Below are 26,863 nucleotides of genomic sequence, written 5' to 3' on the forward strand. Positions count from 1 at the left end.
CGCACCGCTCGCCGTCGTGTCGGGATGGGTTGCTGATTCATGGACAACGAACAGAAGCTGCGGAGCTACCTCAAGCGGGCGAGCGCGGACCTCGTGCGCACCCAGCAGAAGCTGGCCGAGCTGGAGAGCCGCGCGGCCGAGCCGATCGCGATCGTCGGGCTCGGCTGCCGCTACCCCGGCGGGGTGACCGGCCCCGAGGAGTTCTGGGAGCTGCTGAGCGCCGGGCGGGACGGCGTCACCGGGCTGCCCGCCGACCGCGGCTGGGACCTCGGCGCGCTCGCCGCGGACGGCGGCGAGGCGGCGATGTCCGGCGGCTTCCTGCTCGACGCCGCCGAGTTCGACGCGGGCTTCTTCGGCATCTCCCCGCGGGAGGCGGCCGAAATGGACCCGCAGCAGCGGATCCTGCTCGAGACGGCGTGGGAGGCGCTCGAACGCGCCGGCATCGTGCCTTCGGCGCTGAAGGGCACCCGCACCGGCGTGTTCGTCGGCGCGATGGCGCAGGAGTACCTGACCGGCGCCGCGGGCCCGTCCGAAGGCTTCCTGCTGACCGGCAACACGAACAGCGTGCTGTCCGGCCGGCTCGCCTACGTCCTCGGCCTGGTCGGCCCGGCGGTCACCGTGGACACCGCGTGCTCGTCGTCACTGGTCGCGATCCACCTGGCCGCGCAGTCGCTGCGCTCGGGGGAGTCGGAGCTGGCGCTGGCCGGCGGGGTCACGGTGATGTCCGCGCCGACGACGTTCGTCGAGTTCAGCCGCCAGGGCGGGCTGTCCCCGGACGGCCGCTGCCGCTCGTTCGCCGACTCCGCCGCCGGCACCGGCTGGGCCGAGGGCGCGGGCGTGCTGGTGCTGGAGCGGCTGTCGGACGCGCGCCGCCACGGGCACCCGGTGCTGGCCGTGGTCCGCGGCAGCGCGGTCAACTCCGACGGGGCCACCAACGGGCTCACCGCCCCGAACGGGCCGTCGCAGCAGCGCGTCATCCGGGAAGCGCTGAAGACGTCGGGGCTCGCGCCCGGGCAGGTGGACGTCGTCGAGGCGCACGGGACCGGCACGACGCTCGGCGACCCGGTCGAAGCGCAGGCGCTGCTGGCCACCTACGGGCAGGACCGTCCGGCGCCGTTGCTGCTGGGTTCGGTGAAGTCGAACTTCGGGCACACCCAGGCCGCCGCGGGCGTGGCCGGGGTGATCAAGGTCGTGCTCGGGATGCGCCACGGCGTCGTCCCGCCGACGCTGCACGTCGACGCGCCGTCGTCCCACGTGGACTGGACGGCCGGGCGCGTCGAGCTGGCGACCGCGGCCACGCCGTGGCCGGAAACCGGACAGCCGCGCCGCGCCGGCGTTTCGTCGTTCGGGCTGAGCGGCACGAACGCGCACGTGATCGTCGAGCAGGCGCCGGCCGTCGAGGAGCCGGTCCGGGAGTACGCCGCGCGCCCACTGCCGGTCCTGGTCTCGGGCAAGTCCGAGGACGCCGTGCGCGCGCAGGCCGCGCGGCTGGCCGACCTCGTCGAGCAGGGCGTCCCGCTCGCGGACATCGCGTTCTCCGCGGCCACCGCGCGGACGGCGTTCGACGTCCGGTCCGCGGTGGCCGGGGCGGACCCCGCCGTGGTCGCGGAAGCCCTGCGGGACCTGTCCGCGTTCAGCTCTCCGCGGGCGAAGGTGAAGACGGCGTTCCTCTTCACCGGCCAGGGTGCCCAGCACCTCGGGATGGGCCGGGCGCTGCACGCCGCGTACCCGGTGTTCGCGGCCGCGTTCGACGAGGTCCTCGACCGGCTCGACCCGGGTCTGCGGGACGTCGTGTGGGGCGAGGACGCCGAGCGGCTCGCCGACACCGCTCAGGCCCAGCCGGCCATCTTCGCCGTCGAGGTCGCGCTCTTCCGGCTCCTGGAGTCCTGGGGTGTCCGGCCCGCCGTGCTCGCCGGCCACTCGGCCGGCGAGATCGCCGCCGCCCACGGCGCCGGGGTGCTGTCCCTCGACGACGCTTGCGCGCTGGTCTCGGCCCGCGCCCGCCTGATGGGCGCGCTGCCCGCCGGTGGCGCCATGGTCGCCATCCGCGCGTCCGAAGAGGACGTCCGGGCGGCCCTCGTGACCGGCGTGGACATCGCCGCCGTCAACGGACCTGCCGCCGTGGTCGTGTCCGGTGTGGAGGACGCCGTCCTCGAGGTGGCCGGCCGGTTCGAGCGCACGACCCGGCTGCGCACATCCCACGCGTTCCACTCGCTCCTGATGGACCCGATGCTGCCCGCCTTCCGCGAGGTCGTCTCGGGGCTGACCTTCGCCGAGCCGTCGGTGCCGCTGGAGGCCGCGGGTGAGGTCACCGACCCGGAATTCTGGGTGCGGCACGTCCGCGGCACCGTCCGGTTCGGCGACACCCTCGCCCGGCTCGCGGAAGCGGGCGTGCACCGGTTCGTCGAGGTGGGGCCGGAAGCCGCGCTGACCCCGATGGTCGACGTGCCCGGCGCGCTCGCCGTGCCGCTGCTGCGCAAGGACCGCGACGAGACCACATCGGTCGCCGAGGCGCTGGGCCGGCTCCACGGTGACGGCGTCGCCGTGGATTGGCCCGCCTTCTTCGCCGGCGCCGGTACCCGGGTCGACCTGCCCACGTACGCCTTCCAACGGCAGCGGTTCTGGCCGCGCGACACCGGCCGCGGCCGCGGCGACCTGCGCTCGGCCGGGCTGCGCAGTGTCGACCACCCGCTGCTGGGCACGGCGGTCGAGGTCGCCGACGCCCGCGGCCTGCTGCTGACCGGCCGGCTCGACGCGGGCACCCACGCCTGGCTCGCCGACCACCGCGTCGGCGGCGCCGTCGTCGTGCCCGGCACCGCGCTGCTGGAGCTCGCGGTGCGCGCCGGCGCCGAGACCGGCTGCCCGGACGTCGAGGACCTGACGCTGACCCGCCCGCTGGTGCTCGGCGCGGCGGGGGAGCGCGTGGTCGTGCAGGTCTGGGTCGGCGCCCCCGACGAGCGGGGCCGCCGCCCGGTGGCCGTGCACTCCCGCCCCGACGGCGAGGTCAGCGGGAACTGGACCTCGCACGCCGTCGGCCGGCTGGCCGAACGGATCGAGACCGCCACCGGCTTTCCCGCCAGCTGGCCGCCGGCGGACGCCACCGCCGTCGACCTCACCGGCTTCTACGACGAACGCGAGTACGGCCCGGCGTTCCAGGGCCTGCGGGCGGCCTGGCAGCACGGCGACGACGTCTTCGCCGAGGTCGCGCTGCCCGACGACGTCGAGGCCGAGTCCTTCGACCTGCACCCCGCGCTGTTCGACGCGGCCCTGCACGCCGCGGCTCTCTTCGCCGGTCCGGGTGGCGTGCCGTTCTCGTGGCAGGACGTCGCCGTGCGCGCGGTCGGCGCGACCGCGCTGCGCGTCGTGCTGCGCAAGACCGGCGAGGACACCCTGGCGTTGTCCCTGGCCACCCCCGAAGGCGACATCGTCGCGACCGCCGGATCCCTCACCGTGCGCCCGATCGCGGCCGAGGCCCCGGTCACCGGTGGCGGCGTCCACCGGGTGGACTGGACCGAGCCGGTCACCGGCGTCACCGACGCCGATACCGACGTCGTCACCCTCGCCGTGCCCGGCGGGCCGCCGCCGCAGGCGGCCCGTGCGCTCGCGAGCGAGGCACTGGCCTTGCTGCGCGAACGGCTGACCGAGGACGCGCGCCGGTTGGCGCTGGTCGTCCCGGCCGGGCTGCCCGCGGCCGCCGTGCGCGGGCTCGTGCTTGCCGCGCAGCAGGAACACCCCGGCCGGTTCGTCCTGGTCGAGTCCGCCGGGCCGGTGGCCGCGGACGTCCTGGAGGCGGCCCTGTCGACCGGCGAGCCCCGGATCCTGGTCCGCGACGGGCGGATCCTGGCGCCGCGGCTGGTGCGCACCACGACCGGCGAGGCGCCCGGCTGGAACCCGGACGGGACCGTCCTGATCACCGGCGGCACCGGCGAGCTGGGCCGCGCGCTCGCCGCGCACCTCGTGCGCGAACACGGCGTCCGGCACCTGCTGCTGGTGAGCCGCCGTGGCTCCGCGCCCGAAGGCCTGGTCACCGAGCTGGCCGGGCTCGGCGCGGCCGTCACGGTCGCCGCGTGCGACGCGAGCGACCGCGACGCACTGGCGACGCTGCTGGCCGGCATCCCGGCCGCGCACCCGCTCACCGCCGTCGTGCACGCCGCCGGGGTCCTCGACGACGGCCTCCTCGACACCCTCGACGCCGGCCGTCTCGCCAAGGTGCTGGCGCCGAAGGCCGATGCCGCGTGGCACCTGCACGAGCTCACCCGCGACCTCGAGCTCGACGCGTTCGTGCTGTTCTCCTCGCTGGCCGGCACGCTCGGCGCGGCCGGGCAGGCCAACTACGCCGCCGCCAACGCGTTCCTCGACACCCTCGCCCACGAGCGCCGGGACGCCGGGCTGCCCGCGGTTTCGCTGGCCTGGGGCCCGTGGGGCGGCGACGGCATGGCGGGCGGCGCCGGCAGCCGGTTCGCCCGGATGGGCATCCCGGCGCTGACCGAAGCCGAGGGCCTGGCCCTGTTCGACGCCGCGCTGGCGGCCGGCGAACCGGCCGTCGTGCCGGTCCGGTTCGACCTGCCGGTGCTCGCCGCGCAGCCGGACCCGCCGGCCCTGCTGCGGTCGCTGGTCGGTGGCCGCCGGGCGGTGCGCGCCGCCGGGGGTGCCGGGCGGCTGGCCCAGCAGCTGTCCACCTTGGACGACGCCGGGCGCGTCGCGCGCGTGGCCGACCTGGTGCGCCGCGAGGTCGCCGCCGTGCTCGGGCACGCCGGCGCCGCGGCCATCGACCCGTCGCGTTCCTTCGCCGAGCTGGGCTTCGATTCGCTGACCGCGGTGGAGCTGCGCAACCGGCTCGACACCGCGACGGGCCTGCGGTTGTCCGCCACGACGGCGTTCGACTACCCGACCCCGGCCGCGCTCGCCGAGCACCTTCGCGACCGGCTGCTCGGCGCCGGCGCCGGACCGGCCGTCACCCGGACCGCGGTCGCCGCCGCCGACGACGACCCGATCGTCATCGTCGGCATGAGCTGCCGCTTTCCCGGCGGCATCGCGTCGCCGGAGGACCTCTGGGCGGCGGTCGCCGAAGGCCGCGACACGACGTCGCCGTTCCCGGTCAACCGCGGCTGGGACCTCGGCGCGCTGTACCACCCGGACCCCGACCACACCGGCACGTCCTACACCCGTGAAGGCGGCTTCCTGCACGACGCGGGCGAGTTCGACGCCGCGTTCTTCGGCATGAGCCCGCGCGAAGCCGAGGCCACCGACCCCCAGCAGCGCCTGCTGCTGGAGGCGTCCTGGACGGCGATCGAGCGCGCCGGGATCGACCCGCGGACCCTGCGCGGCAGCGCGACCGGCGTGTTCGCCGGCGTGATGTACAACGACTACGGCCTGGTCCTGGCCGGTGGCGACTTCGAAGGTTTCCAGGGCAGCGGCACGGCGTCCAGCGTCGTGTCCGGCCGGGTGGCCTACGCGCTCGGCCTCGAAGGACCCGCGGTCACCGTGGACACGGCGTGCTCGTCGTCGCTGGTGGCCCTGCACTGGGCGGCGCACGCCCTGCGGTCGGGGGAGTGCTCGCTCGCGTTGGCCGGCGGCGTGACGGTGATGTCCACGCCGAACTCGTTCGTCGAGTTTTCGCGCCAGCGCGGCCTTTCCCCGGACGGCCGGTGCCGGTCCTACTCGGACGACGCCGACGGGGTCGGCTGGTCCGAAGGGGTCGGCGTGCTGGTGCTGGAGCGGCTGTCCGACGCACGCCGGCACGGGCACCGCGTGCTCGCCGTGGTGCGCGGCTCGGCGGTGAACTCCGACGGCGCGTCGAACGGCCTGACCGCGCCGAACGGGCCCTCGCAGCAGCGGGTGATCCGCGCCGCGCTGGCCACCTCCGGTCTGTCCACCGCGGACGTCGACGTCGTCGAAGGGCACGGCACCGGAACGACTCTGGGTGACCCGATCGAAGCCCAGGCGCTGCTCGCGACCTACGGGCAGGACCGGGAGACGCCGCTGCTGCTGGGCTCGGTGAAGTCGAACATCGGGCACACGCAGGCGGCCGCCGGGGTCGCGGGGATCATCAAGATGGTCCTCGCGATGCAGCACGGCACCGTGCCCGGTTCGCCGCACGCCGGCACGCCGTCGTCCCACGTGGACTGGACGGCGGGTGCGGTGTCGCTGGCTTCCTCTTCGACGCCGTGGCCCGCTCTTGACCGGCCACGGCGTGCGGGTGTGTCTTCGTTCGGCATCAGCGGGACGAACGCGCACGTGGTGCTCGAAGCGGGTCCGGCGGTCGCGCCGGTCACTTCCTCCGCGGCCGAGGACGCTCCGCTGGTGCTGTCGGCGCGGACCGCCGAAGGGTTGCGCGCCCAGGCCGCGAACCTGGCCGGCCTCGACGTTCCGCGCGGAGACCTCGCGTGGTCGCTGGCGACGACGCGGACGGCGTTCGAGCACCGGGCAGTCGTCGTCGGCCCGGACGCTTCCCTGGCGCTCAGGGCGCTGGCGGCCGGGGCTCCGGCGCCCGGCGTGGTGAGCGGCGTCGTCACCGAAAACGGCCTCGCCTTCGTCTTCCCCGGCCAGGGCGCGCAGCGGCTCGGCATGGGGCGTGGGCTGGCCGAGCGGTTCCCGCTGTTCGCGTCCGTGTTCGGCGACGTGCTCGACCGGTGCGACCCGGGCCTGCGCGACGTCGTGTGGGGCGACGACCCGGCCGCGCTGGAGCGGACCGGGAACGCGCAGCCGGCGCTGTTCGCGTTCGGCGTGGCGGCGTTCCGGCTGCTGGCATCGTGGGGCGTGCGCCCGGACGTCGTGGCCGGTCACTCGGTCGGCGAGATCGCGGCCGCGCACGTCTCGGGGGTGCTGTCGCTCGACGACGCGTGCACGCTGGTGTCGGCCCGCGCCCGCTTGATGGAGGCGTTGCCCTCCGGTGGGGCGATGGTCGCGGTGCGAGCGTCCGAAGAGGACGTTCGCGCGGCCCTTGTGGACGGTGTCGACCTGGCGGCGGTGAACGGGCCGGAGTCGGTGGTGCTGTCGGGCGTCGAAGAAGCGGTGCTGGCGGTCGCGTCCCGCTTCGGCAAGACGACGCGGCTTGCGGTGTCCCACGCCTTCCACTCGCACCTGATGGATCCGATGCTGGACGCGTTCCGCGCGGTGGTCTCTTCGCTTTCCTTCGCCGCGCCGTCTCTCGCCTTCGTGTCCCACGGCGACGTGTGCTCGCCGGAGTACTGGGTCGAGCACGTGCGCGCGACGGTCCGCTTCACCGAGACGGTGACGGACGCGGCGTCGACGTACCTGGAGCTGGGCCCGGACGGCACGCTGTCGGCCTTGCTCGACCGGCCCGGGACGGTGCCGCTGCTGCGCAAGGACCGGCCGGAGGCCGAGTCCGCGATCGCGGCGCTGGCGACGCTGCACACGCGCGGGTGCGCAGTGGACTGGCGCGCGTACCTGGGCGGCGGCCGGACGGTGGACCTGCCGACGTACCCGTTCCAGCGCGAGCACTACTGGGCGGCTCAGGTGCCTCCGCGGGCGCCGGAGCAGCCGGACGGTCCGCTGTGGGAGGCGATCGGCCGTGGGGACGCGTCGGAGCTGGCAGGGCTGCTGGACCTGGGCGACGAGCAGCGGTCGTCGCTGGAGACGCTGCTTCCGGCGTTGACGGGCTGGCGCGACCGCCGCGCGGCCGAGGAGACCGCGAAGTCTTGGCGGTACCGGGTGCAGTGGACCCCGTTCCGGACGGCGGAGACCCCGGCGTTGACCGGCCGCTGGCTGCTGGTGACCTCGGGCGCGGAGGAAGGCGCGGAGGTCGAGGCGGCTTTGGCGGCCCACGGCGCCACGGTGACCCGCATCGCGACGGCCGGCCTCGGTGCAGCTCCGGCGGGTGGCGAGCACGCCACCGCTGCGCCCGCGACTGGCGAGGGTGCCGTCGCCGCACCGCACCCCCACCGCACTGCCCTCGCCGCCGCGCTGACCGCCGCCGGTCCGGCCGAAGGTGTCCTCCACCTGCCCGCCCCCGGTGACCAGGGCCTGCGCGACCTCCTCACCCTCGTCCAAGCCCTCGGCGACGCCGACCTCGGCCTGCGCCTCTGGTGCCTCACTTCCGGCGCCGTCGCCACCCCAGGCGATCACGCGCCCGACCCCGCCACCGCCCGCATCTGGGGCTTCGGCCGGACCGTCGCGCTCGAACAGCCCGCTGTCTGGGGCGGCCTGGTCGACCTGCCCGCCACCCTCGACCTTCCCGCCACCCGCCGCCTGGCCGCCGTGCTGGCCGGCACCGGGGAAGACCAGATCGCCCTCCGGCCGCAAGGCGCCTTCGGCCGCCGGATCGCGCGCTACCGGCCCACCGGAGCCCCGGGCCGCTTCCAGGCCCGCGGTACCGTCCTGATCACCGGCGGCACCGGCGCCCTCGGGGCGTCCGTCGCCCGGTGGCTCGCGGCCGCCGGGGCCGACCACCTGGTGCTCGTCAGCCGCCGGGGCCCGACCGCGGAAGGCGCCGCCGAACTCGAAGAAGAACTCACCGCCGCCGGCGCGCGCGTCACCATCGCCGCAGCGGACGTCGGGGACCGAAAAGCCGTCGAAGCGCTGCTGGCGGAGCACCCGGGCCTCACCGGTGTCGTGCACACCGCCGGCGTGGCACAGGCCATGGACCCCGTGCACACCACGGACTTCGCCGAAATCACCCGCGTCACGGCGGCCAAGACCGACGGCGCCGCGCACCTCGACGCCCTCCTCGCCGGGCACGACCTCGACTTCTTCCTGCTCTTCGGCTCCGTCGCCGGTGTCTGGGGCGGCGGGGGCCAGGCCGCCTACGCCGCCGGGAACGCCTACCTCGACGCCCTCGCCGAGGCGCGCCGGGCCCGGGGCTCCCGGGCGACGTCCATCGCCTGGGGTGCCTGGGCCGGGGAAGGCATGGCCACCGACGAGCACGTCGCCGGCCAGCTGAGCCGCCGCGGGCTCGGGTTCCTGCCGACCGCCGGGGCCCTCGCCGAGCTGGAACGCGCCCTGGTGCGCGACGACACGACCGTCGTCGTCGCCGACGTCGTCTGGGACACCTTCCTGCCCGTCTTCACCGCCACCCGTGCCACCCGGCTCTTCGACGAGTTCGCCGAGGCGCGGCCCGAGCCGGTCAGCGCCGTGGTCAGCGCCTTCGCCGCCCGCTTCGCCGGGATGTCCGAGGACGAACGCGACCGCGCGCTGCTCGACCTCGTCCGCACCGAAGCCGCCGCCGTGCTGGGGCACGTCACCGCGGACGCCGTCGCCGAAGAACGCGCCTTCCGCGACCTCGGCTTCGACTCGCTCACCGCCGTCGAGTTCCGCCGCCGCCTCGCCGAAGCGACCGGCCTCGCCCTGCCCGCGACGCTCGTCTTCGACCACCCGACCCCGCTCGGCCTGGTCGCGTTCCTGCGCGCGGAGATCGACGGCTCCGGCACCGCTGACGCCGTCGTCGCCGCGACCGGCGCCACCGACGAGCCGATCGCCATCGTCGGCATGGGCTGCCGCTTCCCCGGCGGCGTCACCACGCCCGAGGACCTGTGGACCCTGGTCGCCGGGGGAGTGGACGCGATCTCGTCGTTCCCCGGCGACCGCGGCTGGGACGCCGCCGGTTTGTTCGACCCCGACCCCGAACGCGGCGGCAAGACCTACTCGACGCTGGGTGGGTTCCTCGAGAACGCCGCCGAGTTCGACGCCGGCTTCTTCGGCATTTCGCCGCGTGAAGCGCTGTCGATGGATCCGCAGCAGCGGCTGCTGCTGGAAGTGTCCTGGGAGGCCTTCGAACGCGCGGGTGTCGACCCGGCGGCCGTGCGGGGGAGCCGGACGGGCGTGTTCGTCGGCTCCAGCTTCCAGGACTACGGCGTCGCCACCGGCGACGGCACCGAAGGCCACCTCGTCACCGGCACCATCCCGAGTGTCCTTTCCGGACGGCTGTCGTACCTGTTCGGCTTCGAAGGGCCGTCGGTCACCGTCGACACGGCGTGCTCGTCGTCGCTGGTCGCGCTGCACCTGGCCTGCCAGTCGCTGCGCTCCGGCGAGTCGGAGCTGGCCATCGCGGGCGGTGTCACGGTGATGGCCTCGCCCGACCCGTTCATCGCGTTCAGCCGCCAGCGCGCGCTGGCCTTCGACGGCCGCTGCAAGGCGTTCTCCGACGAAGGCGACGGCATGTCGCTGGCCGAGGGCGCCGGGATGCTCGTGCTGGAACGGCTTTCCGAAGCCCGGCGGCACGGCCACCCGATCCTCGCCGTCGTGCGCGGCACCGCGGTCAACTCCGACGGCGCGTCCAACGGCCTCACCGCGCCCAACGGCCCGTCGCAGCAGCGCGTCATCCGCCAGGCGCTGGCCAACGCCGGGCTCGACGCGGCCGAGGTCGACGCGCTCGACGCGCACGGCACCGGCACCGCCCTCGGCGACCCCATCGAAGTCCAGGCGCTGCAGGCCACCTACGGCCGCGACCGCGAACGCCCGCTGCTGATCGGCTCGGTGAAGTCCAACATCGGGCACACCCAGTCCGCCGCCGGGATCGCCAGCCTGATCAAGATGGTGCACGCCATGCGCCACGGCGTGCTGCCGCGCACCCTGCACGTCGCCAAGCCGTCCACGAAGATCGACTGGCCGGCCGGGGCGGTCGAGCTGCTGAGCGAGCCGACGGCCTGGCCGGAGACCGGGCACCCGCGCCGCGCCGGCGTTTCGTCGTTCGGCATCAGCGGCACCAACGCCCACGCGATCATCGAAGCCGCTCCCGCACCTGAAGAAGCCCCGAAGCCCGAGCGCACCGGCCCGGTCGTGTGGCCGCTGTCGGCGAGGAGCGCACCGGCGCTGAAGGCACAAGCGCTGCGATTGCTGGATTCCCTCGACGAGCAGCGCCCGGTCGACGTCGGCTGGACGCTCGCGCACCACCGCTCGGTGTTCGAGCAGCGGGCCGTGGTCGTCGGCGAGGACGTCGCCGACCTGCGCCGCGGTCTGACCGCGCTCGCCGGCGGCACCGCCGACCCCGCGCTGGTGCAAGGCGTGGGCAAGCGGTCCGGTGCGCCGGTGTTCGTCTTCCCCGGCCAGGATTCGCAGTGGCCGGGGATGGCCCGCGAGCTGCTGACGACGTCACCGGAGTTCGCCGGCCGGCTGGCCGAGTGCGCCGCCGCGCTCGAGGCCTTCACCGACTGGTCGCCGGCGGACGTGCTCCACGACGACGCCGCGCTGGCCCGCGTCGACGTCGTCCAGCCCGTGCTGTGGGCGGTACTGGTGTCGCTGGCCGGGCTGTGGCGCGCGCACGGCGTCGAGCCGGTCGCGGTGATCGGGCATTCGCAGGGTGAGATCGCGGCTGCCTGCGTCGCGGGTGCCCTGTCCCTCGAGGACGGTGCGCGCGTGGTGGCGCTGCGGTCGAAGCTGATCGCCGAGCGCCTGTCCGGGTGCGGCGCCATGCTGTCGGTCGTCGCGGGTGGCGAACAGGTGCGCGAGCTGATCGGCGACCTGGCCGACCGGATCGCCGTCGCCGCGGTGAACGGGCCGCGCTCGGTCACGGTGTCCGGCGAGCCCGAGGCGCTGGCCGCGCTGGAGGTCCGGCTGGCCAAGGCCGGGCTGATGCGCTGGCGGCTCGACGGGGTCGACTTCGCCGCGCACTCACCCCAGGTCGACGGCATCGCCGCGGAACTGGCCGAGCTGCTGGCCCCGGTTTCGCCGCGCGACACGGGTGTCCGCTTCTACTCGACGGTGACCGGCGGGCTCGTCGAGCCCACCGAGCTGACGGGGGACTACTGGTGCCGCAACCTGCGCGGCACGGTCGAGTTCGCCGCGGCCCTGTCGGCCGCGGTCGGCGACGGTCACTCGGTGTTCGTCGAGGCGAGCCCGCACCCGGTGTTCGGCATGGCGATCGGCGAGCTGGCCGAGGCCGCCGGCGTCCCGGTGACCGCGCTGGGCACGCTGCGCCGTGACGACGGCGGGGTCGACCGGTTCCTCAAGTCCCTCGCCGAGGCCCACACCCGTGGGGTGCCGGTCGACTGGGCGGACACGCTGACCGGCGGCCGGCGGGTCGACCTGCCCACCTACGCGTTCCAGCACGAGCACTACTGGGCCATCGACGAGTCCGAGGCTGCGGCGGCGGCCCCGGCCGGCGACGAGCTGTGGCAGGCCATCACCCGCGACGACCGGGCGGGGCTGACGAGCCTGCTGGAGCTGGACGACCGCCAGCAGACCGCGCTCGACGACCTGCTGCCCGCGTTGTCGGCGTGGCACGCCCGCCGCGACGAGGAGTCCACGGTGGACTCGTGGCGGTACCGGATCGCTTGGCGGCCGGTCCGCCCGTCGGGGGCCGCCCTGCCGGGCACCTGGCTGGTGGTCGGCACCCACGACGACGAAGTCGCCGATGTCCTGCGCGGTCACGGCGCCGAGGTGCGCGAAATCGTGCTCGACGAGGATCAGTCCGTTGCCTCGGCGTTGGGTGACCTCGACGGCGTCACCGGGATCGTCTCCCTGCTGGCCGCCGACCACGCCACGACCGACCACCCAGGCCTCGACCGTGGCCTCCTCCGCACGCTTTCGCTCGTCCAGGCCGTCGCCGGGACGGAGCCGGCGCCGCGCGTGTGGGCGCTGACCCGCGGGGCCGTCTCCACCGGACCCGCCGACCCCGTCCGCGATCCCGCCCAAGCCCAGGTGCACGGCCTCGGCTGGTCCGCCGCCCTCGAACACCCCGCGCACTGGGCCGGGCTCGTCGACCTGCCCGAGACCCTCGACGCGGCGGCCGCCCGGCGGCTCGTCGCGGTGCTCGCCGGCGCGGGAGACGAAGACCAGCTCGCCGTCCGCGCCGGAGGTGTCTTCGCCCGCCGGCTCGTGCCCGCGCCCGTCGCGAACACCAGGCCCGCCCGCCCTTGGCAAGCCCACGGCACCGCGATCATCACCGGCGGTACCGGCACCCTCGGCCCGCACCTGGCCCGCTGGCTCGCGGCCGAAGGCGCCGAGCACATCGTCCTCACCGGCCGCCGCGGGCCGGACGCCCCCAACGCCCCGGCCCTCCTGGGCGAACTGCGCGAACTCGGCACGTCCGCCGAGGTGGTCTCGCTCGACGTCACCGACCGGGAAGCCGTCGCCGAACTGATCACCAGGCTCAAGGGCGAAGAACGGCGGATCACCACCGTCGTGCACACCGCCGCGCACATCGCGCTGGCCCCGCTCACCGGCACCGACGCGACCGCCTTCGCCGAGGTCCTCGACGCCAAGGTGACCGGCGCCGCCAACCTCGACGCCGTCCTCGACGAACTGCTCGACGAGGGCGAGCTCGAACACTTCGTCCTGTACTCCTCGACCGCCGGCCTCTGGGGCAGCGGCGACCACGGCGCCTACTCCGCGGCCAACGCCCACCTCGTCGCGCTCGCCGAGCAGCGGCGCGCCCGCGGGGTCCCGGCCACCACCGTCGCCTGGGGCATCTGGGCCGACGACCGCGAGCTGGGCCGGGTCGACCCCGGCCGCATCCTGCGCAGCGGCCTGCGGTTCATGGAGCCGCGCCTGGCACTCGCCGGGCTCAAGCGCGCCCTGGCCGACGACGAGACGTCGCTGCTCATCGCCGACCTCGACTGGGACCGCTACCACCCGGTGTTCACGTCGGTGCGGCCCAGCCCGCTGTTCTCGGAGCTGCCGGCCGTCCGCCGGCTCGCCGAAGCGGCCGACGACACCGCGGACGCTTCGGCGTTCGCGGGCCGGGTCCGGGCGCTGCCCGCGAACGCCGGGCGCCGGCTCGTCGTCGACCTCGTCCGCGCCGAAGCGGCCGCCGTGCTCGGTCACTCCGGTGGGGACGCCGTCGAAGCCGACCGCGCCTTCCGCGAGCTGGGCTTCGACTCGCTCACCGCGGTCGACCTGCGCAACCGCCTGGAGGTCGTGACCGGCCTCAGCCTGCCCAGCACCGTCGTGTTCGACTACCCGAACGCCGGCACCCTCGCCGGGTTCATCCTGTCCACCTTGGACGGACCGGTGCCGGGCGAGACCGTCGTCGCGGCCACCGCCGTCGACGAGCCGATCGCCATCGTCGGGATGAGCTGCCGCTTCCCGGGTGGGGTCACCTCGCCGGAAGCGCTGTGGGACCTGGTCCTCGGGGGTGGCGACGCGATTTCGTCGTTCCCGCCCGACCGCGGCTGGGACGCCGCCGGCCTGTTCGACGCCGACCCCGACCGCAGCGGCAAGACCTACTCGACGCTCGGCGGGTTCCTCGACGGCGTCGCCGACTTCGACGCCGGGTTCTTCGGCATCTCGCCGCGCGAGGCATTGTCGATGGATCCGCAGCAGCGGCTGCTGCTGGAAGTCGCCTGGGAAGCCTTCGAACGCGCGGGCCTCGACCCGGCGGCGGCGCGGGGGAGCCGGACCGGCGTGTTCGTCGGCGCCGGCTACCAGGACTACGGCTCGACCGTGCTCAACGCGGCCGAGGGCTCCGAAGGGCACATGATCACCGGCGCGGTGTCGAGTGTCCTCTCCGGCCGGATCGCCTACCTGTTCGGCCTGGAGGGCCCGGCCGTCACCCTCGACACGGCGTGCTCGTCGTCGCTGGTCGCGCTGCACCTGGCGTGCCAGTCGCTGCGCTCCGGCGAAAGCTCGCTCGCGCTCGCGGGCGGCGTCACGGTGATGGCGACGCCGGCGCCGTGGATCGGGTTCAGCCGTCAGCGCGCGATGGCCCCCGACGGCCGCTGCAAGGCCTACTCCGACGACGCCGACGGCATGAGCCTCGCCGAGGGCGTCGGGCTCGTGCTCGTCGAACGCCTTTCCGACGCCCAGCGCAACGGCCACGAGATCCTCGCCGTCGTCCGCGGCTCGGCGATGAACTCCGACGGCGCGTCCAACGGCATGACCGCCCCGAACGGGCCGTCGCAGCAACGCGTGATCCGCCAGGCCTTGGCGAACGCCGGGCTGTCCGCTGCGGACATCGACGCGGTCGAGGGCCACGGCACCGGCACGCCGCTCGGCGACCCGATCGAGGTCCAGGCCCTGCAGGCGACCTACGGCCGGGACCGCGAGCGGCCGCTGCTGCTCGGCTCGGTCAAGTCCAACCTCGGCCACACGCAGATGGCCTCCGGCATCGCCGGGGTGCTCAAGCTCGTCATGGCCATGCGCCACGGCGTGCTCCCGCAGACCCTGCACGCGGACACGCCGTCGTCGCACATCGACTGGTCCGGTGGCGCGATCCGGCTGCTCGACGAAGTCACCGGCTGGCCGGAGACGGGTGCGCCCCGGCGGGCCGCGGTGTCGTCGTTCGGCTTGAGCGGCACCAACGTCCACACCGTGCTGGAGCAGGCGCCCGAGCCGGTTCCCGCCGAGGAGACCGAGCCGGTGGTGCTCGGGACCGTGCCGCTGGTCGTCTCGGCCCGGACGCCGGAAGCCCTGCGCGCCCAGGCCGCCCGGCTGCAGGAGTGGCCGGGCGAGCCGGCCGACCTCGCTTTCACCCTGGCCACCGCCCGCGCCGACCTGAGCCACCGCGCGGTGATCCTGGCCGCCACGCCCGGCGACGTCCGAACCGGACTCGCCGCGATCGCCGAAGACGAGCCCGCCGCGCACGTCCTGCGGGGCACTTCGACCACCCGGCCCACGACCGCGTTCCTCTTCACCGGTCAGGGCAGCCAGCGCCCCGGCGCGGGCCGGGAGCTGTCCGAGCGGTTCCCGGTGTTCGCCGAGGCCCTCGACGAGGTCGTCGCGCACCTCGACGCCGGGCTGGACCACCCGCTCCGGAGCCTGCTCTTCGCCGAGCCGGGCACGCCGGAAGCCGCCCTGCTCACCGAAACCCGATACGCCCAGCCGGCGCTGTTCGCGATCGAGGTCGCGCTGTTCCGGCTCCTCGAATCGTGGGGCATCCGGCCCGACTTCGTCGCCGGGCACTCCGTCGGCGAGGTCGCCGCCGCGCACGTCGCCGGGGTGCTGTCCCTGGGCGATGCGGCCACGCTGGTGCAGGCGCGCGGCCGGCTCATGCAGGCCCTTCCGGCGGGCGGCGCGATGATGGCCATCCGCGCGACCGAGGCCGACGTCCGCGCGCAGCTGCCGGACGGCGTCGACATCGCCGCGGTCAACGGGCCGGAGTCCGTGGTGGTCTCCGGACCGGAGGACGCGGTGCTCGCCTTCGCCGAACGGTTCGAGAAGACCCGGCGGCTGACCGTGTCCCACGCGTTCCACTCCGCGTTGATGGAGCCGATGCTGGACGAGTTCCGCGCCGCCGTCGCCGGGCTCACCTTCTCGGCACCGGAGGTGTCGTTCGTCTCCACGGTCGCCGGTGCGGACCTCGCCGACGGCCCGGACTACTGGGTGCGCCACGCCCGTGACGCCGTCCGCTTCGGCGACGCGCTCACGACCCTGGACGAAGCCGGGGTCACCGCCTACGTCGAACTCGGGCCCGACGCGGTGCTGTCGGCGATGACCGGCGCGCGGCCGATGCTGCGCAAGGGCCGCCCGGAGCACGAGACCGTCGCCGCCGTGCTCAGCGACCTGCACGCCCGCGGCTACCGGCCCGACTGGGCCGCGTACTTCGCCGGCAGCGGCGCCCGCCGGATCGCCCTGCCCACGTACGCGTTCCAGCGATCCCGCTACTGGCCGGAACCCGCACCCGCGGCTCCGGAAGCCGACACGGGCTTCTGGACCGCACTGGAAGCCTCGGACGTCGAATCGCTGTCGACCACATTGGACGTCGACCGTGACGCGCTCGGTACCGTGCTGCCCGCGCTCACCGCGTGGCGCCACCGCGTGCGCGAAGAGTCCGAAGTGGACGAGTGGCGCTACCGCGTGGTCTGGAGCCCGGTCCGCGCCGAGCCCGCCGCCCCGAGCCGGGTGCTGGTCGTGGCTCCGCCGACGCCGTGGGCCGAGTCGGTCACCGAAGCCGTCGGCGGCACCCGCTTCGAACCGGGTGGCGACCTGGCCGAAGCGAGCGAATTCGACCACGTCCTCTCGTTGCTGACCGACCCCGCCGAGTCCTTGCTCCTCGCCCAGGCGGTCGGGGACAAAGCCCCGCTGTGGTGGGCCACCCGCGGCGCCGTCAGCACCGGCGCGGCCGACCCGGCGCCCGACCCGCGCGCGGCCGCGCTCTGGGGTCTCGGCCGCGTGCTCGGCCTGGAACAGCCGCACCGCTGGGGCGGGCTCGTCGACCTGCCCGAGGTCCTCGACGCCCGCGCGGTCGGCCGCCTCTTCGCCGTCCTGCGCGGGATCGGCGACGAGGACCAGGTCGCCATCCGCCCCTCGGGAGTCTTCGCGCGGCGGCTCACCGCCGCGCCGGCCGGCCGTATAACGGACTACACCCCGCGGGGTACGGTGCTGATCACCGGCGGCACGGGCGGACTCGGCGCAGAGGTCGCGCGACGGCTGGCCGGCGCGGGCGCCGAGCACCTCGTGCTGCTCAGCCGCCGAGGCATGGACGCTCCGGGCGCGGCCGAGCTGGTCGACGAGCTGACGATCGGCGTCACCGTCGAGGCCTGCGACGTCGCCGACCGTGACGCACTGGCCCGGGTCGTCGAGGCCATCCCGGACCTGACCGCCGTGGTGCACACGGCCGGCGTGGTCGACGACGGCACCACCGACTCCCTGACCGCCGAGCAGTTCGCGACCGTCTTCGGCCCGAAGTGCCTCGGCGCGGAACACCTCGACGAGCTGACCGCGGACCTCGACCTCGACGCGTTCGTGCTGTTCTCTTCGACCGCCGGCACGTTCGGCGCGGCCGGGCAGGGCAACTACGCGGCCGCCAACGCCCACCTCGACGCGCTCGCCGCCCGTCGCCGGGCGGCCGGCCGGGTCGCGACGTCGATCGCGTGGGGCCCGTGGGCGGGCGCCGGGATGCTCGGCGGGGACGCCGCCGTGCAGGACCGCGTCGGCCGGGGCGGGCTCGCGCTGCTGCCGCCGGACCGGGCCGTCGCGGCCCTGCGACGCGCGGTCGGCGCCGGGGACACCGAGATCCTGGTCGCGGACATCGACTTCGCGCGGTTCGTGCCCGCGTTCACCCTCGGCCGGCCGTTCCCGTTGCTGGCCGATCTGCCGCGGGCCAAGGCCGTGCTCAGCGAGGTGCGGGAAGCGGGGGAGCGCGGGGATCTGCGCGGCACCCTCGCCGGATTGCCGCCCGCCGACCGCGAAAAGCACCTGCTGGGCCTGTTGCGCACGCAGGTCGCGCTGGTGCTCGGGCACGCCGACGCCGGTGCGGTCGCGCCGGACGCCGCGTTCGCCGACCTCGGGTTCGACTCGCTCACCGCGGTCGAGCTGCGCAACGGCGTCGGCGCGGCGACCGGGCTCGCGCTGCCGTCGTCGCTGGTGTTCGACCACCCGACCCCGCGCGCGCTCACCACGTTCCTGCTCGGTGAGCTGCTCGGCACCGACGCGCCGGTCACCACGGCGGTCACGCCGCGCGCCACCGCGGACGACCCGATCGTGATCGTCGGCATCGGCTGCCGCTTCCCCGGTGGCGTCACCTCACCGCGCACGTTCTGGCAGCTCCTCGAAGACGGCGGCGACGCGATCGGGCCGTTCCCGGCCGACCGCGGCTGGGACCTCGCGAAGCTCGGCGACGGCCACGGCGGGTTCCTGCCCGACGCGGCCGGGTTCGACGCCGGCTTCTTCGGCATCTCCCCGCGCGAGGCGCTGGCGATGGACCCGCAGCAGCGGCTGCTGCTGGAGACGGCGTGGGAGTCGCTGGAGCACGCCGGGATCGACCCGGCGAGCCTGCGCGGCACCGCCACCGGCGTGTTCGTCGGCACCAACGGCCAGGACTACACCGGGCTGCTGCTCAACTCCGACGCCGACGTCGCCGGGCACATGGCCACCGGCACGACGGCGAGCGTCCTGTCCGGCCGGCTCTCCTACACCCTCGGCCTCGAAGGCCCGGCCGTCACCGTGGACACCGCGTGCTCGTCGTCGCTGGTCGCCCTGCACTGGGCCGCCCGCGCGCTGGCCGACGGTGAGTGCTCGCTCGCCCTGGTCGGTGGCGTCACGGTGATGACCAGCCCGTTCTCCTTCACCGAGTTCGACGCCCAGGGCGGCCTCGCCACCGACGGCCGCTGCAAGGCGTTCTCCGACGACGCCGACGGCACGGCGTGGTCGGAAGGCGCGGGCGTGCTGGTGGTCGAGCGGCAGTCCGACGCGCTCCGCCACGGCCACGAAATCCTCGCCGTCGTGCGCGGGTCCGCGATCAACTCCGACGGCGCTTCCAATGGCCTGACCGCGCCGAACGGCCCGTCGCAGCAGCGGGTCATCCGCGCGGCGCTGGCCGACGCCGGTCTGTCCACATCGGAGGTCGACGTCGTCGAGGCGCACGGCACCGGCACGACCCTGGGTGACCCGATCGAGGCCCAAGCCCTGCTGGCCACCTACGGGCAGGACCGCGAGACCCCGGTGCTGCTGGGGTCGGTGAAGTCCAACCTCGGGCACACCCAGGCGGCCGCGGGTGCCGCGGGGGTGATCAAGGTGATCGAGGCGATGCGGCACGGGATCGTGCCGAAGTCGCTGCACGTCGGCGAACCGTCGTCCCATGTGGACTGGACGGCCGGGGCGGTCGACCTGGTCACCGAGGCGACCGCCTGGCCGGAAACGGGCCGCCCGCGCCGCGCCGCCGTCTCGTCCTTCGGGGTCAGCGGCACGAACGCGCACGTCATCCTGGAGGCCCCGCCCGCGCGGGACGCCGTGCCGGGGACCGCGCCCGCGGTGGTGCCGTGGCCGGTGTCGGCCCGTTCGGCCGCGGCCCTTGACGAACTGGTCTCGCGCTTGTCCACTGTGGATGCCGAAGTGCTCGACACCGGCTTCACCCTCGCCACCGGCCGGGCCGCGCTCGATCACCGGGCGGTGCTGCTCGACGGCGAGGTCGTGCGCAGGGGAGTGGCCCGCGAGCGCGTCACCGCCTTCCTGTTCCCGGGTCAGGGTGCCCAGCGCCTGGGCATGGGCCGCGAGCTGTACGCGCGGTACCCGGTGTTCGCCGACGCGTGGGACGAGGTCTGCGCGCACCTCGAGATGACGCTCGGCGACGTCGCGTGGGGCGAGGACGCGGCCGAGCTGGACCGCACCGGCTGGGCCCAGCCCGCGCTGTTCGCGTTCGAGGTCGCCGCGTTCCGGCTCCTGGAGTCGTGGGCCGTGCGCCCGGACTTCGTGGCCGGGCACTCGATCGGCGAGGTCGCCGCGGCTCACGTGGCCGGGGTGCTGTCGCTCGAAGACGCCGCCACGCTCGTCACGGCCCGCGCCCGGCTGATGCAGGGACTGCCCGAGGGTGGCGCGATGGTCGCGCTGCGGGTGTCCGAGGTGGACGTTCGCGCGCGGCTCACCGACGGCGTCGCGATCGCCGCCGTCAACGGCTCGGAGTCCGTCGTGATCGCCGGCGACGAGGGCGCCGTGCTCGCGGTGGCCGAGTCGTTCGGTGGGGGGCGGCGGCTGACCGTGAGCCATGCCTTCCACTCGCCGCTGATGGACCCGATGCTCGGCGAGTTCCGCGCTGTCGTGACCGGGCTGCGATTCGCGGCCCCGGTCATCCCGCTCGTGACCGGCGGGGACGTCACCGATCCCGAGTACTGGGTACAGCACGTCCGCGAGACCGTCCGCTTCGGCGACGCGCTCGACCGGTTGGCCGATGCATCGCTGTTCGTCGAGGTCGGACCCGACGCCACGCTGGCGCCGCTGGTCGAACCGGCCGGCGACCGCGTGATCGTGCCGCTGCTGCGCCGCGGACGGTCCGAAGAGGACAGTGTCGTCACCGCGCTGGCCGCGCTGTTCACCGCGGGCGTGAACCCGGACTGGGCCGCGTGGTTCGCCGGCACCGGCGCCCGCCGCGCCGAGCTGCCGACCTACCCCTTCGAGCACGAGCGGTACTGGCCCGAGGTGGTCACGAGCGCCCCGGCCGACGCCGGGTTCTGGGCGTCGGTCGACCGCGCCGACACCGCCGGCCTGGCGGAGCAGCTGGCCGTCGACCCGGCCGCCCTCGACGCGGTCCTGCCCGCGCTCGCCGCGTGGCGGCGCAAGCAGGCCGAAGCGGCCGCGGCCGACGACCTGCGCTACCGGATCACCTGGCAGCCGGTCACCGTCGCCGAGCCGAAGGCCGCGAACATCGTGGTCGTCCCGGGCGAAGACGCCGGGTGGGCCACCCGCGTCGCCGACGCCCTCGGCGCGAGCCTGGGCGACCCGGCCGGGGCCGATGTGGTCGTGTCGCTGCGGGAAACCGTGGCGGGCACAAGGGAACTTTTGGCCGAGGTCGACGCCCCCGTCTGGTGCGTGACGCGCGGCGCCGTCGCGGTCACCCCGGCCGAGCGCCTCGACGGACCGGCCGCGCTGTGGGGCTTCGGCCGGGTCGCGGCGCTGCACGACCCGGTGCGGTGGGGCGGGCTCGTCGACGTCCCGGCCGAGCTGGACGCCCGGGCCGCGGCCCGGCTGCGCGCGGTGCTCGGCGGCGGCGAAGACCAGGTCGCCGTCCGCGCCGCCGGGGTCTACGGCCGCCGCCTGACCCGGGCCGCCGCGGGCGGGGAGCGCTGGGTGCCGCGGGGCACCGTGCTCGTGACCGGAGACGGCCCGGCCGCGCTCCTCGCCGACCGCCTGGCCGGACTCGACGGGGTCGACGTCGTCCGCGACCCGGCCGCGCTGACGTCCCCGCCGGACGCGGTCGTCCACGGCGGCAGTCTCGAAGACGCCCGGCGGTTCGCCGACTGGTCGCTTGCTGCGTTCGTGCTGCTCACCTCGGTTTCCGGGGTGTGGGGCGTGCGCGGTCGCGGCGACGAAGCGGCGGAAGCGGCGGAGCTGGAGGCCTTCGCCCGGCAGCGGCGGGACCGTGGTGAACCCGCGGCCGTCGTCGCCTTCTCGGCCTGGGCGGGCACCGGCGAGGACGAGGCCCACCTGCGCGACAGCGGGCTGCCCGTGCTCGACCCGGCCGCCGCCACGGCCGCGCTGACCGCCGCCGTGGGGTCCGCCGACCTCACCACCGTCGTCGCCGACGTCCGGTGGGAGCGCTTCGGCCCGGCGTTCACTTCGGTCCGCCCGAGCCCGCTGCTGTCGCCGCTGTACCCCCCGGCCCCGGTGACCGTCGCTCGGGACCGGTTCGCGAACCGGTCCCGGGCCGAGCGGTCCGACCTCCTGCTGGACCTGGTCCGGACGGCCGCCGCGGGCGTGCTGCGCCACACCGGTACCGACCGGATCGAGCCCGACCGGGCGTTCTCCGCGCTGGGCTTCGACTCGCTCACCGCGATGGACCTCCGCACCGCGCTGAGCACCGAAACCGGGTTGCGGCTGCCGGCGACGCTGGTGTTCGACCACCCGACCCCGCGCGAGCTGGCCGCGTTCCTCCTCGGCGAACTGTTCGGCGAAGAGGACGTCGTCACCGCCGAAGCCGCCCCGGCGGCCCTCGGCGACGACCCGGTGGTCATCGTCGGCATGAGCTGCCGCTACCCCGGCGGCATCGGCTCGCCCGAGGACCTCTGGCGCGCGGTCGTCGACGAACGGGACGTCGTCGGCGGCTTCCCGGCCGACCGCGGCTGGGACCTGGCCACCCTGACCGGCGACGGCCCGGGCAGCAGCGCCGCCAAGGAAGGCGGGTTCCTGCACGACGCGGCGGAATTCGACCCCGGCTTCTTCGGGATCGCCCCGCGTGAAGCGATCGTGATGGACCCGCAGCAGCGGCTCGTCCTCGAAGTGGCGTGGGAAGCGTTCGAACGCGCCGGCATCGACGCCACCGGCCTGCGCGGCAGCGACACCGGCGTCTACATCGGCGGCGGCTCGGGCGACTACACCCCGCCCACCGACACCCCGGGCCACCAGGCGACCGCGCAGGCGGCCAGCCTGCTGTCGGGCCGCGTCTCGTACACCTTCGGGCTGGAAGGCCCGTCGGTCAGCGTCGACACGGCGTGTTCGTCGTCGCTGGTCGCGCTGCACCTGGCCGCGCAGGCGCTGCGGGCGGGGGAGTGCTCGCTCGCCGTCGCCGGCGGTGTGATGGTGATGTCGACCCCCACCGGGTTCGTCGAATTCGGCGAGATGGGCGCGCTGTCGGAGGACGGGCGCTGCAAGGCCTTCGCCGACGCCGCCGACGGCACCGGCTGGTCCGAAGGTGTCGGCATGATCGTGCTGGAGCGTGAGTCCGACGCCCGCCGCCACGGCCACCAGATCCTCGCCGTGGTCCGGGGTTCGGCGGTCAACTCCGACGGCGCGTCCAACGGGCTCACCGCGCCCAGCGGCCCGGCCCAGCAGCGCGTGATCAGGCGCGCGTTGGCCGTGTCCGGCCTGGCACCGTCCGAAGTGGATGCCGTCGAGGCGCACGGCACCGGCACGAAGCTCGGCGACCCGATCGAGGCGCAAGCCTTGCTGGCCACCTACGGCCGGGAGCGCGAACGGCCGCTGCTGCTCGGCTCGGTCAAGTCGAACCTCGGCCACACCCAGGCCGCGGCCGGCGCGGCCGCGGTGATCAAGATGGTGCTGGCCATGCGGCACGGGCTGCTGCCGAAGACCCTGCACGTGGACAAGCCGTCCGAGCACGTCGACTGGGCGGCGGGCAGCGTCGCGCTGCTCACCGAAAGCACGCCGTGGCCGGAGGCCGGGCACCCGCGCCGGGCCGGGATCTCCGCGTTCGGCGCCAGCGGCACCAACGCCCACCTGGTGCTGGAGCAGGCACCGCCGGTGGACCCCCGGCCGGGCGCCGACCCGGCGACGGTGCCGGTGCGGCTGTCCGCGCGGACCGACGACGGGCTGCGCGCCCAGGCCCGGGCCCTGCGGGAGCACCTGCTCGCGCACCCGGAGCTCGCACTGCCGGACGTCGCCTTCTCCGCGGCGACGACCCGCGCCTGGTTCGAGTCGCGTGCGATCGTCGTGGCCGGGGACCGCGAAGAGCTGCTGACCGGGCTCGGCGCGCTCACCGCCGGGACGCCGTCGCCGCTGGTGCACACCGGCAAGCCCGCGCCCGGCAAGCTCGCGTTCCTGTTCTCCGGTCAGGGTTCGCAGTACCCGGGCATGGGCCGCGACCTCTACGCGCGCTTCCCGGTCTTCGCGGACGCGTTCGACGAGGTCTGCGCGCACCTGGACCTCGAGCTGCCCGGCTCGCTGCGGGACGTCGTCTTCGGCGACGACGGCGACGTGCTGGCCCAAACCCGGTGGTCGCAGCCGGCCGTGTTCGCGGTGGAAGTCGCGCTCTACCGGCTCGTCGAGTCGTGGGGCGTGCGGCCCGACCACCTGGCCGGGCACTCGATCGGCGAGTTCGCCGCCGCCCACGCGGCCGGCGTGCTGACGCTGGCCGACGCGGCCCGGCTGGTCGCCGCCCGCGGCCGGCTCATGCAGGAGCTGCCGGGTGGGGCGATGGCCGCGCTGCAGGTCACCGAGACCGAGGCCGAAGCGCTGATCAGCGGACGGCCGCTGTCGATCGCCGCGGTCAACGGGCCCCGGTCGGTGGTCGTCTCCGGCGACACCGGCGCCGTGACCGAGGTGGCCGGGCTCGTCGCGGCCCGCGGCGGAAAGTCTAGGCTTTTGCGAGTCAGCCACGCGTTTCACTCATCGCATATGAACGCGATGGTGGACGAGTTCGGGCGGATCGCCGCGGGGGTGCAGTTCGCCCCGCCGGCGCTCCCGGTCGTATCCACCGTCACCGCCTCGCCGGTCACCGGCGAGCTGGGCACCCCGGAGTACTGGGCCGGCCACGTCCGCCGTCCGGTGCTGTTCGCCGGCGCCGTCGCCGCCCTGGACGAACTCGGCGTCACGAAGTACCTCGAACTGGGCCCGGACAGCACCCTCGCGGCGCTCACCCGGACGCTCACCGGCGAGTCCGCCACCGTGACCGCCGCCCTGCGCGCCGGCCGCGCGGACGAACCGACGCTGATCTCGGCCCTCGCGCGGCTCGACGTCGGCGGCACCCCGGTCGAGTGGGCCGGGCTGTTCGCCGGCGCACGCCCGGTCGACCTGCCCACCTACCGGTTCCACCGCGAGCGGTTCTGGCCGGACACCCCGGTTGTCACTGCCACGCCGGACTTCCTGACCGGTTGGGACGCCGACACGCTCGCCGAGGAGATCGACGTCGACCGCGCCGCGCTCGACGCCGTGCTGCCCGCCCTGCTGGACCTCAAGCACCGCCGCGCGCGTCAGTCCAGTGTGGACGACCTGCGGTACCGGGTGGCCTGGAAGCCGCTCGGCGGCGCTTCGGGCGCGATGCCGGACGGCACGTGGCTGGTCGTCGTGCCCGCCGGCTTCGCCGGGGACCCGTGGGTCGCCGGGGTGGTCAAGGCGCTCGGGGCCGGGCGGATGGACGTCGCCGGCACCGACCGCGAGACCCTGACCGCGGCGCTCGAGGGCTTCGCCGACGTCACCGGCGTCGTTTCCCTGCTGGGCCTGGACAAATCCACGCCGACGGCGGGCGCCGCGGCCACCACCGCGTTGCTGCAGGCCCTGGCCGGCACCGGGAGCACGGCCCGGCTGTGGTGCCTGACCCGCGGCGCGGTCGCCGCCGTGCCGTCCGATCGGGTCACCTCGGTCGCGCAGGCCGCGCTGTGGGGCCTGGGCCGCGTCGCGGCGCTGGAGCAGCCGCAGCGCTGGGGCGGCCTCGCCGACCTGCCCGCCGAGGTCGACGAGCACGCCTTCGCCCGGCTGGGCGCGGTGCTCGCCGGGACCGAGGACCAGGTCGCCGTGCGCGCGGCCGGCGGGTTCGCCCGGCGGCTCGTGCGCGCCCCGGCCGGCCCCGCGGCCCGGGCGTGGCAGCCTCGCGGCACCGTCGTCGTCACCGGTGGCACCGGCGCGCTCGGCAAGCACGTCGCCCGCTGGGTGCTCGACGAAGGCGCCGAACGAGTCGTGCTCACCGGCCGCCGCGGCCCGGACACCCCGGACGCCGTCGCACTGCTGGCCGAGCTGGGCCCGCGCGCCTCGGTCGTCGCCTGCGACCTGACCGACCCGGCCGCCGTCCGGACGCTGCTCACCCCCGACGTGACCGCGGTGATCCACGCGGCCGGCGTCCTCGACGACGGTGTCCTCGAAGGTTATGGCCCGGACCGGTTCGACACCGTGTTCGCGGCCAAGGCCGCTTCGGCGCTCGTGCTCGACCAGGTGAGCCGCGACCGGAACCTCGACGTCTTCGCGTTGTTCTCCTCGGCGTCCAGCTCGGTCGGCAACGCCGGCCAGGCGAACTACGCCGCGGCGAACGCCGTGCTCGACGCCGTCGCCGAAAGCCGGCGCGCGGCCGGCCTGCCGGGCACCTCGATCGCTTGGGGTGCCTGGCGAGCGGGCATGGCCGAGACCGCCGACGCGGCGGCCCGGGCCCAGCGCACCGGTACCCGCCCGGTGCCGCCGGAGCTCGCGCTCACGGCATTCGCGCAGGTCGTGGTGGCGGCCGACGCGGCGCCGGTGGTCGCCGACATCGACCACGCCACGTTCCTGCGCGCGTTCACCGCGGCCCGGCCGGCGCCGCTGCTGACCGACCTGCCGGAGTACCACCGCCTCACCGCGGCCGCACCGGCCGCGGCGGATGCGGGTGCGGTGCTGCGGGAGCGGCTGGGCAAGCTGCCGCCGGCCGACCGCGAGAAGGCCGCGCTCGACGTCGTCCGCACCCAGGTCGCCGCGGTGCTCGGCTTCGCCGGGCCGCACGCGGTCGATCCGGAGCGGCCGTTCTCCGGGCTCGGGTTCGACTCCCTCAGCGCGATCGAGCTGCGCAACCAGCTCGCCGCGGCGACCGGGCTCGACCTGCCCGCGACCCTCGTGTTCGACCAGCCGTCCCCCGCCGTGCTCGCCGCCGACCTCGTGCGGCAGCTCGCCCCGGCAGCGGACGCCGATGACGTGGACCCCCAGGCATTGAACGCCGAGCTGCGGGCCCTGCTCGCGGCCGTCCCCCCGGCCCGCCTGCGGGAAAGCGGCGTGCTGGACACCTTGCGCCGCCTGGCCGGGCCCGACCCGGCCGGGGACGAGGCCGCCGACATCGACGGCATGTCGGTCGACGACCTGGTCCGCGCGGCGCTCGACGGCGAGGCCACCTGATCCCGATGAACCT

General features: G+C 75.4%; 1 protein-coding gene. It reads left to right on the forward strand.

Annotated features, from left to right (window positions below; genetic code table 11):
* The first annotated feature begins 39 nt into the window (after positions 1–39).
* Positions 40–26,850: a type I polyketide synthase gene (locus AB0M80_RS25745; protein WP_364569711.1), complete on the forward strand. Its 26,811-nt coding sequence runs from the start codon at positions 40–42 to the stop codon at positions 26,848–26,850.
* Positions 26,851–26,863: the final 13 nt, after the last annotated feature.

The sequence above is a fragment of the Amycolatopsis sp. NPDC051045 genome (genome assembly GCF_040682955.1).
Classification (GTDB): domain Bacteria; phylum Actinomycetota; class Actinomycetes; order Mycobacteriales; family Pseudonocardiaceae; genus Amycolatopsis.